Source organism: Streptomyces asoensis, from assembly GCF_013085465.1.
Taxonomy (GTDB): domain Bacteria; phylum Actinomycetota; class Actinomycetes; order Streptomycetales; family Streptomycetaceae; genus Streptomyces; species Streptomyces cacaoi_A.
This window is the reverse complement of record NZ_CP049838.1, coordinates 463464-478334: the sequence shown is the minus strand read 5'-3', so window position 1 is coordinate 478334 and position 14871 is coordinate 463464. Positions and strand designations below refer to the sequence as shown.

Here is a 14871-nt window from a genome sequence, read left to right as displayed (position 1 = left end):
GCAGACCGGAGCCAACGCCGCAGCAGTGTTCTCGCCTTCACCGGCGGCCGATTCCGGGCGGCGTCCGTCGACGTGAAGCCGCTCTTCGTCGAAGGATTTCCGGTTGCCGAAGATCGATCCCTGCTCCTACGGTCGGCTCCATGGCGGACGACGAGACCACACGCGCGGCACGACTGCTGGACGCCCAGGCGAAGGCCGTACGGCTCTTCGCGGAGATCGAGAAGCGCGGGCTGGTGGCACCCGGCCAGGGGGAGCGGGCGGTCAGCGACCGCGTCCGCGACCTGGCGAACGAGCTCTTCGGCACCACCCGGCACTGGCACAAGCGCATCGTCCGCTCCGGCCCGAACACGCTGGCGCCGTACAAGGAGAACCCGCCGGACCGGGTGATCGGCGCGGACGACATCGTGTTCGCCGACTTCGGACCGATCTTCGAGGAGTACGAGGCCGACTTCGGCCGCACCTTCGTCCTGGGGGACGACCCGGTGAAGCGGCGGCTGCGGGACGACCTGCCGAAGGTCTTCTCGGCGGGCAAGCGGTTCTTCGAGAGCCACCCGGACATCACCGGGAAGGCGCTGTACGCCGAGGTCGAGCGCTTGGCCGACGGTCTCGGGTGGGAGCTGGGCGGCTGGCACGCCGGGCATCTGGTGGGGGAGTTCCCGCACGAGAAGATCGACGGCGCGGACACGGAGTCGTACATCACGCCCGCCAACGACACCCCGCTGCGGCGCACCGACAAGGCTCGCCGTCACTGCCACTGGATCCTCGAGATCCACCTCGTCGACCGCGAACACGGCTTCGGCGGCTTCTACGAGGAACTGCTCACCCTCTGATCCGGTCGTGAACGGACTGCACGTTCGTCGACTCATCACGGACCCTCCTCGGGTTTCCACCCCCAGACGGTGAGCATGCCGGCCGACAGCGCGGCGCATTCGTCGGAGCCCAGGTACCGGATTGCCTCGTCGACGGCCGCGTCGTCGACCAGGCCGGTGGCGAGCATCGCGGCCCGGCTCCGCTCCCATGTGTCCGCCCAGAAGCGGCTGATGGGACTGCCCGGCAGCAGCGGCGGCACATGGATCTCTGCGGCGACGGATCCGAGCCCCGCCCCACGCAGCAGGTGCGGGTACGACGGGACCCAGGAGACGTCGGTGCCGATGGTGGCCCGCAGCCCCTGCCACATCGCCCGCATCACCGCGCTGTACGGCGTGCGGGGCGTGCGGTCGCTCGTCAGGTCGACCGCGTCGCTGAGCACCAGCACACCGCCGGGCGCGACGAGTTCGGCCAACGCGGTGATCAGGCGGTCGCGCTCGGGCAGGTGCATCAGCACGAAGCGGGCGTGGACGAGTGAGAACACGCCGGGGACGGCGTCCGGCGCGGTGATGTCGGCCTCCAGCACGTCGAGCCCGGGCACGGGCCGCGCGCTGAGGAAACGTACGTCGCGGTCCACGGCGAGCACACTCGTCACCCCGGCCTCCTCCAGCAGCCTGCGGGAGACCGTGCCCGTGCCGGCACCCAGGTCGAGGCAGTGCCACCCCGGGCCGACCCCGAGGGCCCGCAGCCGCGCCATGGTGGTGTCGTCGTAGGCGAGGGCGCCGAAGTCGATGCGCTCGCCCTCGCCCGCCTGTTCGGGACGGAAGACGGCCTCGCCGTAGCGGCCACCGCCCGGCGCGTCCTCGCGCGCAGCGCCGCTCATGTCGCGGTCGGCGTGACGCCGGGGGTGCGGACCTTGACAAGTGCTGGTGCCCGGTCGGCAAGTGGCTGGAACAGCGGGTCGTCGAACGCTTTCATCGGCCGGACCTCTTCACACGGTGGGGCGGTGCCGGGCGACCCGTCCCGAGGGCGCCACCCCACCGATCCTCCACCGGCGGCCGTCCCCACAACCGAGGCGCGCCGTGCCTGAGCCGATCGGCCGCAGGGAGGGTCGCGCCGCATGAAGCCGGCAAGGCGGGGGCGCGACGGGCTCGGCTGCTTCGCCGTCCGGATGCCCAAGAGCCCGGTGTCGCTCGGGGGCGTCGGAGTACTGCGTGGGCGGCGGTTCCACCGGATGACCTCGCTCGCGGAGCTCGGCGTCGCCTTCGAGACGGTCGGTCCGGAGGTTCCCATGGCCCACAGCTCTTCCGCCGGGGAGGTCGACGTCGCCGTGAGCGGCGAGGTGGGCACCCCCGAAGTCCTGGGGATCGCACCGCAGTTGACGATCACCGTGACCTTCCACAAGCGCACGCCACGTACCTGCATGCACGGGGCGACTCTCCGGTCGAACGGCCGTGCGATGTGCGGGCGGAGCAGGTGACGCGCGCCCGACTGTCACATCCCCATGGCAGCCTTGTCACAGGGCCCCGCCCAAAGCCCACCGGCGCGGCCATCGCCCGTCCTGGCCATGACACCATGCCCTTTTTGGCACCATCGTCCAGGGGGGACAACCATGCGCACCCGCGCAACCATCGCCACCGCAGCTCTGCTTCTCGCCGCGCTCACCGCCTGCTCCTCGTCCGACGACGCCCCGGCCGCGAGCGACAGCGGGACACCCGCCGCCGAGCCCACGGTCAGCGTGCCCGCCGAGCACGAAGGCGACGACCTCATGGCCGCCGTCGCCGTCTACACCGCCGCCTATTTCGCCGCCGACACCGACACCGCGTACGCCATGTTGTCCGCGCGCTGCGCGAAGGAGATCACCAAGGACGAGTACGCCGGCGTCGTGCAGCAGGCGAAGACGGACTACGGGCCCGACCACCCGGCAACTGACGTGCAGGCCGACGTGTCGGGCGACCTCGGTCGCGCCACCTACAAGGTGGAGGGCCTGCCCAAGTTCGATCGGACGAAGCAGCCGTGGGCGTTGGAGGGCGACGCCTGGAAGTACGACGCCTGCTGACAAGGCCCAGGCCCTGGCGCGGGGCGAAGCGGTCGACCAGGGGTGTTCGCCCTCGCGCTGATCACCCGAGACGAGTGCCGCCGCGGGCCGCGATGTGGTCGGGCGGTTCGACGCCGGCCGGGAGGAGGGGGTCTGTTTCGGGTTCGCCCCAGGTCGAGATCAGAGGAAGGACTCCCGCCCAGATCCCGAGGGCGGCGTCGGGTCCGTCACCGTCGTCCGGCCCGCCCGTGCGTATCTTGACCGACGCCTCCTCGAGCGAGAGGGCGAGCAGGACCGTCGCCGCCAGTTCCTTGCGGTTCGGTCGGCGTGCGTAGTCCCACTGTGCCGGTGCGGCCTGTTCGGTCAGGCGGCGCAGCCCCTCCAGTTTCTCCTCCGGATCCGTGACCAGGCGCGGGACGCCGTAGATCATCGCGCTGCGGTAGTTCACGCCGTGTTCGAACACCGACCGTGCGAGCACGAGGCCGTCGATGTGCGTCACCGTGACGCACACCGTGGCCTCGGGCGAGGCGATCAGGCTTCGGCTGGCCACTGATCCGTGGAAATAGAGACTCCGTCCGTCGTTCCCGTAGACGGTGGGAACGACCATCGGGTGCCCGTCGACGACCACCCCGAGGTGACAGGTGAAGCCCGCGTCCAGGATCGCTTCGAGTGCGGCCCGTTCCAGGCTTCCCTGGTCCCGCAGCCGACGGTGACGGGTGCGATCGGTGTCCGGCAGCGCGGGAGGGAGGGGGCTGTGGTTCACGTCGGTCCTTTCGCTACGTACGCAGCTGAAGCTACCGATATCGTCGCCACATAGCCAGGTGTCAACTGGATCAGTTTCCGCAAACCCTGAATGCAACTGAAACCGAAGCACCGCCGATGTGAGGTGGAAGGCGCGGGGTTGGGGTGCCCTGCATTGATCTCTTCATCGTGACGTTCGTGTCTTCTGGCAGGCGCATCCCGACGCGGTCTTGGCCTCGGTGACGGTCAGCGCGGCATCGACCGCGGACTCGGCCGGGGTGCAGCAGGCGTCGACCCCGCAGCACGCATCAGTCGACTCCGCTGCCTCGGTGGGGACTTCAGCCGCCACCGGCTTGGTGGCGCGGACGATCGCGGAGTGCATTCCGTCCGAGACCGAGTGGGTCGGGGTGATCTCGACATGGGTGAACCCGGCTGCCTCCAGGCCGACGCGGTACTCGGCGAAGGAGAGCGCGCCCGCGATGCATGCGACGTAGTCACCGCGCTCCGCCCGCTGGTCGGGGGTGAGGGCGTCGTCGGCGACGACATCGGAGACGCCGATCCGGCCGCCGGGCTTGAGTACGCGGAAGGTCTCGGCGAACACGGCCGGCTTGTCGACGGACAGGTTGATCACACAGTTGGAGATCACCACGTCGATGGTGCTCGCCGGGAGCGGGATGGCCTCGATGGTGCCCTTGAGGAACTCGACGTTCGTCGCGCCCGCCTTCTGCGCGTTGGCCAGGGCCAGAGCGAGCATCTCGTCGGTCATGTCCAGCCCGTACGCCTTCCCGGCCGGTCCGACGCGGCGGGCGGAGAGCAGGACGTCGATGCCGCCGCCGGAACCGAGGTCGAGGACGCGCTCGCCCTCGCGCAACTCGGCGACGGCGGTGGGGTTGCCGCAGCCGAGGGAGGCGGCCACCGCCTCGGCCGGCAGGGCGTCGCGCTCGTCGGCGGCGTACAGGGTGGAGCCGAAGTTCTCGTCGGCCTCGATCGGCTGGGGGCCGCAGCAGGCGGAGCCGCCCTCGGTGACGCTCACGGCGGCCGCGGCGTAACGCCGGCGGACGGTTTCGCGCAGGTCGGTGGTCTGTTCGCTCATGACGCACTCCTGGGTGAAGGGGTATGGCGGTGCCCCGGAACGGCCTGTATTGACGTTCGTTGATGCAACCTTGCGCCTTGGATCGAGAAACGTCAACATAGAGGAATATCGAAACAAGAGCTTGAGGTGATCGGCCAGGGACACCGCCTGCTGCCAGGGTCTCGCCGCCGCCCCTCTCGACGAGGAGCGCGCCGGGCAGCTGGCCAAGGTGTTCAAGGCGCTGGGGGACCCGGTGCGGCTGCGGCTGCTGTCGATGATCGCCTCGCGCGGGGAGGGCGGCGAGGTCTGCGTCTGCGAGCTGACCCGGCCTTCGAGCTGTCCCAGCCGACGATCTCCCACCACCTCAAGCTGCTGCGCCAGGCCGGACTCATCGACTGCGAGCGGCGCGGCACGTGGGTGTACTGCCGGGTGCCGCCCGGCGTCCTGGACCGGCTCGCCGCGTTCCTGGCCACGCCGCAGACCCACCAGGTATCGGCGTGAGCGCGCCGCTCGGCCGCCGCGCCGCCGCGGAAGCCGTGGGGACGGGCCTGCTGGTGGCGGTCGTGGTCGGCTCGGGCATCCAGGCCACCGAGCTGTCGCACGACGTCGGCGTGCAGCTGCTCGCCAACTCGCTCGCCACCGTGTTCGGCCTGGCCGTGCTGATCACACTGCTCGGGCCGGTCTCCGGCGCGCACTTCAACCCCGCCGCCCCCCTCGCCGCGTACGTCACCGGACGTCGTCGTCACACCGGCCCCAGCTTGCCGGAGGTCGCGGCGTATGTTCCCGCGCAGGTCGTCGGGGCGATCGTCGGGGCGGTCCTGGCCGACGCCATGTTCGCCGAGCCGTTGGTGAGGTTCTCCACCCACGACCGGTTGTCCGCGCACCTATGGCTGGGCGAGGTCGTCGCCACGGTCGGGCTGATCCTGCTCATCTTCGGCCTGGAGCGTATCGGCCGTACCGTCCTGGCCCCGGCGGCCGTGGCCTCCTACATCGGGGCCGCCGACTGGTTCACGTCCTCGACCTCCTTCGCGAACCCCGCGGTGACCGTCGGCCGCGCCTTCACCGACACCTTCGCCGGGATCGCCCCTGCCTCCCTCGCCCCGTTCATCGCCGCCCAGCTGATCGGCGCCGCGCTCGGGCCGGGCGTGGTTGCCGTCGTGTACGGACGTCCCGCTCGCGCGACGGATGTCGTCGTCCCGCACGGCGAGCCGCGGCGACACCTGCCCAGTCTTCCCCGGCAAGCGGTACCTGGACTGGCAGCTCGACGACCCCGCAGGCCAGGGCGTCACGGACGTCCGGCCGATCCGCGACGAGATCGAACAGCGGGTACGCGGCCTGCTCGCCGAACTCGTGGCATCGACGATGTGACCGACCCACCGGGAGCAGGGTTCAGTTGGCTGCGGCGACGCCGACTCCGATGGCGATGAAGAGCCATCCGGTGGTCACGTCCCACCGGTGCCTGAACGCCGACCGGCTCAACAGGGCGCGCAGCCTGGCGGCGACGCCCACCAGAGCCAGCCAGTAGACGACGCCGATCAGCACGTCCACTGTCCCGAGGAAAAAGATCTGCCCGGTCAGCGAGCCGTCGTGATCGACGAACTGAGGCAGAACGCTGAGGAAGAACAGCGCCGCCTTGGGGTTCAGCACGTTGGTCAGGAAGGCGTCCAGGAAACTCCGCCCCCACGTGCCGTGCCCGCCGGGACCCGAGTCTGCTCGGCCGGTCGACACCTGTTCACGCTCGCCGTCATCCGCACCCTCTACCGGCCCGGGCCTCCCTCCCCGGCGGCCGACGGCGACACGACGGGCCGCCACCAGGGCCCGAACACCGAGCGCCACCAGGTACGCGGCTCCGGCCAGCTTGATCGCCGTGAAGGCGACGGGCGAGCGGGCGGCCACCACGGACAGGCCCAGGGCGGCGGCGACCATATGCAGACACAACCCGGTCTGAGCCCCCAGCGCCGCCGCCCGTCCCAGTGCGGCGCGCACCGTGGCGGCCCGGACGATCACCAGAAAGTCCGGGCCGGGGACCAGGTAAGCCACCATCACCACACCGAGAAATCCTGCGAGATCGACCGACACGGTCCGCTCCGTTCTCGATCCCGTCCCAGGGGGCGGGAGGCGTTGAGAGGTTCTCGTGCCTGGGCAGGTTCCACGGATTCGCCACCCGATGCGCCCCGGAGCACGGCGGGCAGAGGGAACCGCCGGCCGCCACCACATGGTCCGGGGACTCCCAGTCGAACGTGCCGAGCCCGAGCCCGAGCTCGCTCCGGTGCGCCCCGCCGCCCAGGGCCTCCTGGCCCCCGAACGGAGTCATGAACCCGACCCGCCCGTCGCCGAGCGCCCACAGCTCGGATCAGAACCCGCCGCACGCGTACTCCGCGGGGTCGACGCCCTCGCACGGGTAGTCCGTCCAGACCTGGGATGCCGCGAGCTGCCGGGGCCCGGCTGTGGGGTGCCGACGGCCGGGAGGTCGAACTCCCACAGCCCGCGCATCGCATCGAGGTCGGCCGTCCCCAGCACGCTGAGCTTCCCACCGCGCGAGGTGCGTTTGATCGTGCAAGTGGTCATGTCGGCCCGCTGGTTGACGAGGAGTCCCGTCCTCGTCCTGGAAGCCATGACCCTCAGGACACCCGTGGGTCGTACGGAACTGAATGATGGTCAGGCCCTGGATGCCGTCGAGCGAAGGCGCGTGTCCGTTGGGGAACGTCGTTCCTTGTTGCCGCCTGCGGCTGTTTTCGCATGGCGGGCGGACCTCAACTCGTGACGGCCTCTGCGATCCGGCGGGCGGCCTGGGCGGGTGTGAGGTGCGTGGTGTCGACGACCTCGGCCTCGCCGTGCAGCCACGTGCGGGCCGCCTCGGCGTAGGGCTCGAGGTATTTGAGGCGGAACGTGGAGGGGCCGAGAAAGGTGTCCCCCTCGATGCGCCCGCGGAGGGTGTCTTGGTCGGCGTGGAGGACGAAGTGCCGTACGGGAATGGCATGTTGGGCGAGACCCGTGCTGATCTCGCGCCAGTACTGCTCGACCAGGACGGTCATGGGCATCACCAGAGTGCCACCGGTGTAGTCGAGTACGCGGCGGGCGGTCTCGACCACGAGTGGCCGCCACGGCGGCCAGTGCTGGAAGTTGTCCGTCCCGGGTCCGGGCAGCCCCGGTGTGATGTCCATGAGTGTCTCGCCGACCTTCTCGGCGTCGAACACCCTTGAATCCGGGATCAGTTGCTGCACGAGTGCACTGGTCGTCGTCTTGCCTGCGCCGTGGGTGCCATTGAGCCATACGATCATGGCACCCAACGCTAGCGCCGTGCAGGCCGCGGGACCGGGCACGGCAGAAATCCGTCACGGTTCGGCGTTTCCCAGGATGGTGTCAACCATCGAGATCAGGTGTCACCTATCCCGAATATCTCGATCACCAGGCCTCTCGCCCCACGAGCGGCGGTCGGAAGATCGACCACTGTCGGCAGTGGAAACTCGACGAGGTGCAGGGACGTTGACGGGGGAGAGGCGGGGAGAGGCGGGGAGGGTGCGGGTGGAGCTGTCGTCGGAGGCGAAGGCGTTCGAGGAGCTGGTGCGGCAGGGCGGTGATCCTCGGGCCGCCGCGGTCACCATCTTCGTCGGCCTGGGCATCGCGCGCGAGGAGGCGGAGAGGCGGGTGCGCGAGGCGGAGCCCCTCTTCTCCGATCTCGAACCGGAGGAGGAAGAAACGCTCGCCCTCTTCCTCGACCGGTCGCACGTCTTCGTCGTCGACCGCCGACTGGACGCGCGCGAGCGGGAGATCCGTGCCCTGCTCGGCAGAGCGGTCGGCGCCATGGGCGCTGTCCGTAGCGGGCTCGGTCACAGTCTGCACCGGTGGCTTCGGACCGGAGACCTGGCCCGGGCCTACCTTTCCCTGGCCAAGGGAAACCAGGTCACGGCCACCGGCGACCCTTCCGTGTACTGGTCCGCTCTCGTTGCCGCCGGGGATCTGCTCCCGGTCGGCCAGGGCGGCGGTGAGCGGGAAGGCCTCGAGGAGGCGCGAGCGCACTGTCGACGCATGGCTGCGCAGCATCCCGCCGCACAGCAACCCGTCGAACCCACGGAGTGAGGAGGACGTGTCCGGCTGATCTCCGCGGCCGTGGTTACGCGGCCGGTGCTGCTCAGCCACGCCGGACGGCACACAGACGGACCGCCACAGCCAGTACCAGTCCGGCCGTGATCAGATACACGCCAAGGCGTTCCTCGGGCACGGCCTGTGACCACACCTGCCAGGCCGACGCGGTGTAGCCGTCGGCCGCGAGGAACGATCCGTAGACCCTGGGAGGCTCGCTGCTCCGGCCGCGCACCCATAGCAGGGCACCTATGGCGGCGCAGGTCGCGGATACCGAGTACAGGGCCGTGGCCCAGCGCGGGGCCGGTCTGTTCACGGGTACTCCCCTGTTGCTGTCGTTGCTGTCGTTGCTGTCGTTGTGGTCTGTGGATTCTCGTTGCCGGTACCAGTGACGTTCGTGCCGGGGGCACCGTGGCGGGCGCCCTGTGCGCTTGGGCGTGGCTGCCCGAGCCCACGGTGCGCCGGTCCTCGTCGGCCGGCAGCAGTGGGCGCCCCCGCAGGGGCTGGTGCGAACGCGTTTCCCCGAGGCCATGGCTCGCGCCCGGCGATCGCTCAATCCGCCGCCATGTCCGGATTCGGACGGGCATCGCGGACACTGGACAGCAGGAGAGGGGAGGCCGACCGTGCTGACCGTAGTCCGTGAGCAACTGGGCCGGGCCCTGTTCCGCCGCGTCGCCGGACCCGACGGACCTGCGACGCGTGAGCGAATCCACCACACTCCCGGCCCGCGCTGGTTCGCACCGGACCGCCCGATCCGCACCGTCCACGGTGACGCATCGATGTTCATCGGTGGGCTGAGCGCGCTGCTGTTGCAGTCCCTGCATCCGCTCGCCATGGCGGCGGTGGCCGGGCACTCCGGATACCGCGGCGACCCGTGGGGCCGACTGCAACGCACCAGCACCTTCCTGGCTGTGACGACCTACGGCACGGCCGCGGACGCTCAGCGGGCGGTCGACAACGTCCGAAGCATCCATGAGCGGATCCGCGGGACGACGGCCGAGGGCGTGCCGTACCACGCGGCCGATCCGCACCTGCTCGGCTGGGTGCACGCAGCCGAGACGGACAGCTTCCTGCGCGCCCACGAACGCTTCGGAGCCCGCCCGCTGGACGCCGCCGGCTACGACGCCTACGTCGCCGACACCGCGCGGGTCGCCGAGGCGCTGGGGGTGAGCGACCCACCGCGTGACCGCCGCGAGCTGTCCGAGCGTCTGACCGCCTACCGGTACGAACTCAGGGCCACGTCCGAGGCCCGCGCCGCCGCCCGATTCCTGCTGTTCCAGCCTCCCCTGCCCCTTGCGGTACGGCCCTTCTACGGCGGGCTGGCTGCGAACGCCGTCGTGCTGCTCCCGCCCTGGGCCCGGGGCATGCTGTGGCTGCCCCGGGTGCCGGTCGTCGAGGATCTCGCCGTACGGCCCACCGGGCAGGCCCTGACCCGGACCATCCGCTGGGTCATGACCCCACCGCGCGAGTCCCGCCCTATGTGATCGCGCGGCACCCCGTATCTCGGGTGTCCCGCCACGGGTGACTTTCGTTGCGCTATCGCTGGCGCCGACGCGAGTGACCCTCGTTCGCGTCGGTACCGGTGAGGTGAGGCCGTTCGGTGGCGGCCCAGGTGGCGACGAGCCGCAGGCTGTCGTGGGTCGGGGTGGCGGGGGCGTTGCTGGAGGCGGTGAGGGTCAGGCCGGGCTGGGCGGACAGTTCCATGGCGTCGAAGTCGAGGGTGATCACGCCGACGGCGGGATGGTGGAAGGACTTGCGGCCGGTGTGGTGCAGGCGCACGTCGGGCCTGGCCCAGGCGCTGCGGAACTCCTCGCTGCGGGTGACGAGTTCGCCGACCCGCCCGGTGACGACGCCGACGCCCGGTCTCCTGCGCAGGAGACCGGGCGTCGGCGTCGAGTGAGGGTCAGCGGTGGTCGGACGTCTCGCGGCCGACCCGGTACAGCTCCTGCGAGGTGACGATCAGTTCCCGGCGCTCCTTCTTCGATCCCACCATCGGCTGGGAGCCGTGGAGGGACACCTGGGCGCTCTCCGGCAGGAAGCGGACCGTGAACAGCCCGATGGCGCCGGCGGCCATGAGGTAGAACGCGGGCATCATGTCGTTTCCGGTGATGCTCACCAGCGCCTCCGTGACCAGTGGGGTCGTACCGCCGAACGCGGCCACCGCGAAGTTGAAGCCGATGCCCATGGCCGCGTAGCGGACGGCCGTCGGGAACAGCGCGGGCAGCGTCGCGGCACTCGGCGCGGCGAAGCACGCCAGCAGGGTGGACAGGATCAGCACACCGAAGACCGGCGGCCAGGTTCCGTCCATCTTGATCAACAGGAAGGAGGGGATGGCGAGCAGGATCATTCCCGCCGCCGCGAAGCCGTAGAGGGGGCGTCGGCCGACGTGGTCGCTGAGCCTGCCGAGGAAGGTGATCAGCAGCACGATCCACACCATGCCCACGAGCACGAGGACGTCCGCCGAACTGCTGGAGCGGCCGAGGGTCTCCGTCTGATAGGTGGGCAGGAAACCCGTGACCATGTAGTTGGTGACGTTGTAGAGCAGTACCAGTCCCATGCAGATGAGCAGGGCCCGCCAGTGGTCCTTGACGATGGTCTTGAACTCGGTACCCGCCGATTCCTTGGCGAGGCTCTCCTCGTGTTCGTCGAGCTGTTGCTGGAACGCGGGCGACTCCTCGAGCTTGAGACGCATGTAGAGGCCGATCGCCCCGAGCGGGCCCGCGATCAGGAACGGGATCCGCCAGCCCCACGAGAGCATCTGCGTGTCGCTGAGGGCGAGATTGAGCGTGGTGACCAGGGCGGAGCCCAGCGCGTAGCCGACGAAGGTGCCGAAGTCGAGCCAGCTGGAGAGGAAGCCGCGACGACGGTCGGGCGAGTACTCGGCGACGAAGGTCGTGGCGCCCCCGTACTCGCCGCCGGTGGAGAAGCCCTGCACCATGCGGGCGAGCAACAGCAGGATCGGGGCGGCGATGCCGATTGTGGCGTAACTGGGGATGAGACCGATGGCGAACGTGCCGACCGCCATCATGATCATGGTGGTGGCGAGTACCTTCTGCCGGCCGAGGCGGTCCCCGAGCGGCCCGAAGACGAGGCCGCCGAGCGGGCGTACGACGAACGCGGCCGCGAAGGTGGCGAAGGACGAGACCACCTGGGCGGCGGGAGACGCTCCGGGGAAGAAGACCTTTCCGATGGTGGCGGCAAGGTAGCTGTAGACGCCGAAGTCGAACCATTCCATGCAGTTACCGAGTGCCGAGGCGCTGACCGCACGTCGGAGCAGTGGTGGTTCGACGACCTGGACGTCCTCGTCGCGGAAGGGACGCTTGTTCCGCCTCAGCCTGCGCGTCAGGTCCTGACGGACCTGTGTGGGCAGACTGGTGATGTCGGGCGGCCCGGACCGCGCTGGGTCGGGCTGCCCGTCGGTCAGTAGGTCAGCCACTGAAGTTCCTTACTCGTCTTGCGTGAGGTGACCTGGGTGCAGAGTGAGGCACCAGGTGTTTGCTGCGCTAATAGTGGCTTCTGCCCTCATTCGCGCGGCTCACGCAAGGACGACGGACACACCGACCTCCCACGTTCGACAGGGGGGTGGGGGCGGCGCAGACCTCCCCAGGCAGAGCCGCCCCCCGGCATCACAGCTGCCACACCCCGCATGCCCGCGAAACGGTCCTGCACACCTGCGTCTTGGGTGACGTGGAGAACAGAAGCACCCGCAGGTACCCCTGTTCACGATCGCACTGGAACGCGGATCACGAGCTGCCCAGGGTCAGCCCCGAGCCGCTGAGCCGCACCCGGATGCCGTCCTTCTCCACGCGGACGTACCGCAGCCGCATGTCCCCCTGCTTCGGCTCCGGCAGCTCGAAGGCCAGGGAAAGCCGGCCGGCGAGGGCCGGACGGGTGAGCTGGGACAGGGCGTTGAGGAGGTCGGGGTCGAGGCCCAGACCGCGGAGGACCTCGGGGTTGTCCAGTGCCAGGTCGATGAGGTTGAGGGTCTGGGCCTGGCGGGCGAAGCGCGGGGAGCCGGTCAGTTCGGCCAGCTTGCCGTCGTCGCTCAAGGCCTCGCGCACGGTCGCCTTGGGCACCCCCAGTCGCTGCACGATCGCCGGGACCGACAGCAGCGCCTTTGCCTTACGGGTCTCCCGGGCGAGGTCGGCGGACGCCTTGGGCGTGAGGTGGAGGCCGTCCGAGGCGCGCGTGCCGGGGCGGTAGGTGGCCAGGTCCCCGATGTCCAGGCGTATGCCGCCGATCTGCGTGCCGATGCCCCGCTCGCCCTGCCGCTGGATCGTGGCCTCGGCGCGCAGTCGCAGGTCGTGCCCGGCGACCGGCAGGATGCCGCGGGCCCGGACCCGGTCACGGCCGTCACCGGTGAACATCACCTGGGAAGCGCCGAGTTCGCGGTTGAGGTCGGCGAAGGACAGCAGGACGTCGCCGTCGAGCCGGGGGACGTGGGCGCCGCGCACGGAGGTGAGCCCGTCGGCGTCCAACCGGATGTCATGGGCCGTGGCCGACACCTTCGCCAGCGACACCCGGTCGGCCGACACGTCCGGCACGGTCACCTGCACCGAGTCCAGCCGCTTGTCGGCGAGTTGGGTGAGGAAGGGGAAGCCGCCGATCTCCACCTCGGGCGCCGCGGCCAGGTCCAACTGGTCCTTGAGGGTGTCCGCGGCCTTGTGCTCGGCGTACAGCAGCGCCCAGCGGTCGGCGAGAGTGACGAAGGCGGCGAGGACGACCAGGCTCACCACCGCCTTCGCCGCGAGCGGCAGACCGGCGAAACGGCCCCGCCGCCGGCGTCGGCCGCCGCGGCGGTGGACGGGCGGGGTCCACTCCGGTTCCTGCTCCGGTTCCTGCTCCTGCTCCTGCTCTGCCCATTCCTCGGCGGTGCCCTCGCCGAGGAACTCGTCCAGAGGGCCGTCGTCGAGGGCGCCGAGCTCCTCGTAGGGATTGTGCGGCGCTTCCGAGCGGTCGTAGGGACGGTGATGCGGATCCGGATCCATGCGGTGGGGGGTGCGCATCGACTCATCCGAACATGCGCACCACCCCTGCCCGCAAGCTGAACCCCGCGTATGCGATTTAGTTCACGATCGTGATCATCGGTTCGCCTTCGGTGGTGCGATCGGTTTCGTGGCCGAGGCGTTCGTCGGCAGGTACGGGAAATGCCGCGCGTGGGCGCTTGCGGTCGCCCGTACCGCCGAGGGCTACGCGCTGGTCATAGAGTCCTCGCAGCAGCTGTACGACGAGTGAAGAAGGGCCGATGCAGCACACGACGACGCCTGACGGGGTCCGTATCGCCTACCAGGTCCGAGGCGAGGGAGCGCCGCTCGTTCTGCTGGCGGGTCAGGCGAACAACCACCACTGGTGGGACGGGGTACGCGACGATTTCCATGCCGAACGCAGCACCCTCACGGTCGACTACCGCGGCACGGGGGAGAGCGACAAGCCCGACAGCCCCTACAGCACCGAGATCTTCGCGCAGGATGTGATCGCGGTGCTCGACGAGCTCGGCATCGACCGGGCCGACGTCTACGGCACGTCCATGGGGGGACGCGTAGGTCAGCAGCTCGCGGCCCGCCATCCGCACCGCGTGCGCTCCCTGGTGCTCGGCTGCACCTCGCCCGGCGGCCCGCACGCAGTCGAACGCGACAACGACGTGCGCAGGTCGTTGGTACAACCTCAACCGGGTGCGGCGCGACAGGCCTTGCTCGAACTGATGTACACCCCGGGCTGGCTGGCGACACATTCCGGCCCCCACCGGACACTCGGCGACCCGGCCATGCCCCCGTACGCCCAACGTCGCCACCTGGTGGCCAGCAACCAGCACGACGCGTGGCACCTCCTGCCCGGCATCAGCGCACCCACGATGGTCGTGCACGGCAGCGACGACCTGCTCAACCCCGCCGCCAACGCGCCCCTGCTCGCGAACCGCATTCCCGGCGCCCGGCTTCACATGATCCCCGGAGCGCGGCACGCCTACTTCGAGGAATTCCGGGCCGTCGCAAGCCCGCTCGTCCTGGACTTCCTCACTGCGGTGCCGCCCCGGTAACGGGACGGGCAGTCGCACGAGTGGCCGTGCCCGGACCAGCGGGCATTCACTGGTCAGGATCATCGGGATGCCAGGACCGACCGCAGGAAGCGCGAG

At 70.2% G+C, this 14871-nt stretch carries 14 protein-coding genes and 4 pseudogenes; 9 read left to right on the top strand and 9 right to left on the bottom strand.

Going from position 1 to position 14871, the window contains the following annotated elements:
* Positions 1 to 140: 140 nt before the first annotated feature.
* Positions 141 to 830 carry a M24 family metallopeptidase gene (locus tag G9272_RS02290; RefSeq protein WP_171394931.1) on the top strand — a complete coding sequence of 230 codons (690 nt, stop codon included), beginning with the start codon at positions 141 to 143 and terminating at the stop codon, positions 828 to 830.
* 35 nt (positions 831 to 865) lie between these two features.
* Here G9272_RS02290 and G9272_RS02285 read toward each other — a convergent pair whose 3' ends face one another.
* Complete coding sequence (locus tag G9272_RS02285) at positions 866 to 1690, bottom strand: class I SAM-dependent methyltransferase (RefSeq protein ID WP_171394930.1); 825 nt, start codon at positions 1688 to 1690, stop codon at positions 866 to 868.
* A gap of 237 nt (positions 1691 to 1927) precedes the next feature.
* Between G9272_RS02285 and G9272_RS02280 the strand changes: the two genes are divergently transcribed.
* Positions 1928 to 2287 (top strand): hypothetical protein, encoded by a 360-nt coding sequence (locus G9272_RS02280; RefSeq protein ID WP_171394929.1) that lies wholly within the window; start codon positions 1928 to 1930, stop codon positions 2285 to 2287.
* Between the two features lie 132 nt (positions 2288 to 2419).
* Positions 2420 to 2866, top strand: coding sequence for a hypothetical protein (locus tag G9272_RS02275; protein ID WP_171394928.1), 447 nt, complete (start codon positions 2420 to 2422; stop codon positions 2864 to 2866).
* 61 nt (positions 2867 to 2927) lie between these two features.
* Here the strand turns inward: G9272_RS02275 and G9272_RS02270 are convergent, their stop codons facing one another.
* Entirely contained in the window at positions 2928 to 3608 is a 681-nt protein-coding gene (locus tag G9272_RS02270) for a pyridoxamine 5'-phosphate oxidase family protein (RefSeq protein ID WP_171394927.1), read from the bottom strand.
* A 162-nt stretch (positions 3609 to 3770) separates the two neighbouring features.
* On the bottom strand, positions 3771 to 4679 hold the full coding sequence (gene arsM / locus G9272_RS02265; RefSeq protein WP_171394926.1) for an arsenite methyltransferase: 909 nt from the start codon (positions 4677 to 4679) through the stop codon (positions 3771 to 3773).
* 105 nt (positions 4680 to 4784) lie between these two features.
* Between arsM and G9272_RS02260 the strand changes: the two are divergent.
* From G9272_RS02260 to G9272_RS44675, 3 pseudogenes are all read left to right on the top strand, one after another.
* Positions 4785 to 5159 (top strand): annotated as a pseudogene (locus tag G9272_RS02260) (ArsR/SmtB family transcription factor).
* Positions 5150 to 5839 (top strand): annotated as a pseudogene (locus tag G9272_RS02255) (aquaporin); the annotation flags it as partial. The pseudogenes G9272_RS02260 and G9272_RS02255, both read left to right, overlap by 10 nt.
* Positions 5840 to 5858: 19 nt before the next feature.
* Positions 5859 to 6026, top strand: a pseudogene (locus G9272_RS44675) (phosphotyrosine protein phosphatase); the annotation flags it as partial.
* 21 nt (positions 6027 to 6047) lie between these two features.
* On the opposite strand, the gene G9272_RS02250 reads toward G9272_RS44675, so the two are convergent.
* Positions 6048 to 6737 carry a LysE family translocator gene (locus G9272_RS02250; RefSeq protein ID WP_171394925.1) on the bottom strand — a complete coding sequence of 230 codons (690 nt, stop codon included), beginning with the start codon at positions 6735 to 6737 and terminating at the stop codon, positions 6048 to 6050.
* A gap of 674 nt (positions 6738 to 7411) precedes the next feature.
* Positions 7412 to 7939 carry an ATP-binding protein gene (locus G9272_RS02245; protein WP_171394924.1) on the bottom strand — a complete coding sequence of 176 codons (528 nt, stop codon included), beginning with the start codon at positions 7937 to 7939 and terminating at the stop codon, positions 7412 to 7414.
* A 244-nt stretch (positions 7940 to 8183) separates the two neighbouring features.
* On the opposite strand from G9272_RS02245, the gene G9272_RS44670 reads away from it, so the two are divergent.
* Positions 8184 to 8738 (top strand): hypothetical protein, encoded by a 555-nt coding sequence (locus tag G9272_RS44670; protein WP_216377795.1) that lies wholly within the window; start codon positions 8184 to 8186, stop codon positions 8736 to 8738.
* 52 nt (positions 8739 to 8790) lie between these two features.
* On the opposite strand, the gene G9272_RS02235 is transcribed toward G9272_RS44670, so the two are convergent.
* Positions 8791 to 9057: a hypothetical protein gene (locus G9272_RS02235; protein ID WP_171394923.1), complete on the bottom strand. Its 267-nt coding sequence runs from the start codon at positions 9055 to 9057 to the stop codon at positions 8791 to 8793.
* A 307-nt stretch (positions 9058 to 9364) separates the two neighbouring features.
* Between G9272_RS02235 and G9272_RS02230 the strand changes: the two genes are divergently transcribed.
* Positions 9365 to 10225, top strand: coding sequence for an oxygenase MpaB family protein (locus G9272_RS02230; protein ID WP_171394922.1), 861 nt, complete (start codon positions 9365 to 9367; stop codon positions 10223 to 10225).
* A gap of 52 nt (positions 10226 to 10277) precedes the next feature.
* Here G9272_RS02230 and G9272_RS02225 read toward each other — a convergent pair.
* The 3 genes and pseudogenes from G9272_RS02225 to G9272_RS02215 all read right to left on the bottom strand — a co-directional run.
* Positions 10278 to 10628, bottom strand: a pseudogene (locus tag G9272_RS02225) (MmyB family transcriptional regulator); the annotation flags it as partial.
* A 16-nt stretch (positions 10629 to 10644) separates the two neighbouring features.
* Positions 10645 to 12177 (bottom strand): MFS transporter, encoded by a 1533-nt coding sequence (locus G9272_RS02220; RefSeq protein ID WP_437184242.1) that lies wholly within the window; start codon positions 12175 to 12177, stop codon positions 10645 to 10647.
* Positions 12178 to 12484: 307 nt separating this feature from the next.
* Positions 12485 to 13747 carry an LmeA family phospholipid-binding protein gene (locus G9272_RS02215; protein WP_171394921.1) on the bottom strand — a complete coding sequence of 421 codons (1263 nt, stop codon included), beginning with the start codon at positions 13745 to 13747 and terminating at the stop codon, positions 12485 to 12487.
* 239 nt (positions 13748 to 13986) lie between these two features.
* Here G9272_RS02215 and G9272_RS02210 point away from each other — a divergent pair, with 239 nt between their 5' ends.
* Complete coding sequence (locus tag G9272_RS02210) at positions 13987 to 14775, top strand: alpha/beta fold hydrolase (protein ID WP_171394920.1); 789 nt, start codon at positions 13987 to 13989, stop codon at positions 14773 to 14775.
* Positions 14776 to 14871: the final 96 nt, after the last annotated feature.

Excerpts from the sequence above, each read along its gene's own strand:
- G9272_RS02290 (WP_171394931.1), top strand. The coding sequence starts at position 141 with ATGGCGGACGACGAGACCACACGCGCGGCACGACTGCTGGACGCCCAG.
- G9272_RS02285 (WP_171394930.1), bottom strand. The coding sequence starts at position 1,690 with ATGAGCGGCGCTGCGCGCGAGGACGCGCCGGGCGGTGGCCGCTACGGC.
- G9272_RS02280 (WP_171394929.1), top strand. The coding sequence starts at position 1,928 with ATGAAGCCGGCAAGGCGGGGGCGCGACGGGCTCGGCTGCTTCGCCGTC.
- G9272_RS02275 (WP_171394928.1), top strand. The coding sequence starts at position 2,420 with ATGCGCACCCGCGCAACCATCGCCACCGCAGCTCTGCTTCTCGCCGCG.
- arsM (WP_171394926.1), bottom strand. The coding sequence starts at position 4,679 with ATGAGCGAACAGACCACCGACCTGCGCGAAACCGTCCGCCGGCGTTAC.
- G9272_RS02245 (WP_171394924.1), bottom strand. The coding sequence starts at position 7,939 with ATGATCGTATGGCTCAATGGCACCCACGGCGCAGGCAAGACGACGACC.
- G9272_RS02215 (WP_171394921.1), bottom strand. The coding sequence starts at position 13,747 with ATGCGCACCCCCCACCGCATGGATCCGGATCCGCATCACCGTCCCTAC.
- G9272_RS02210 (WP_171394920.1), top strand. The coding sequence starts at position 13,987 with ATGCAGCACACGACGACGCCTGACGGGGTCCGTATCGCCTACCAGGTC.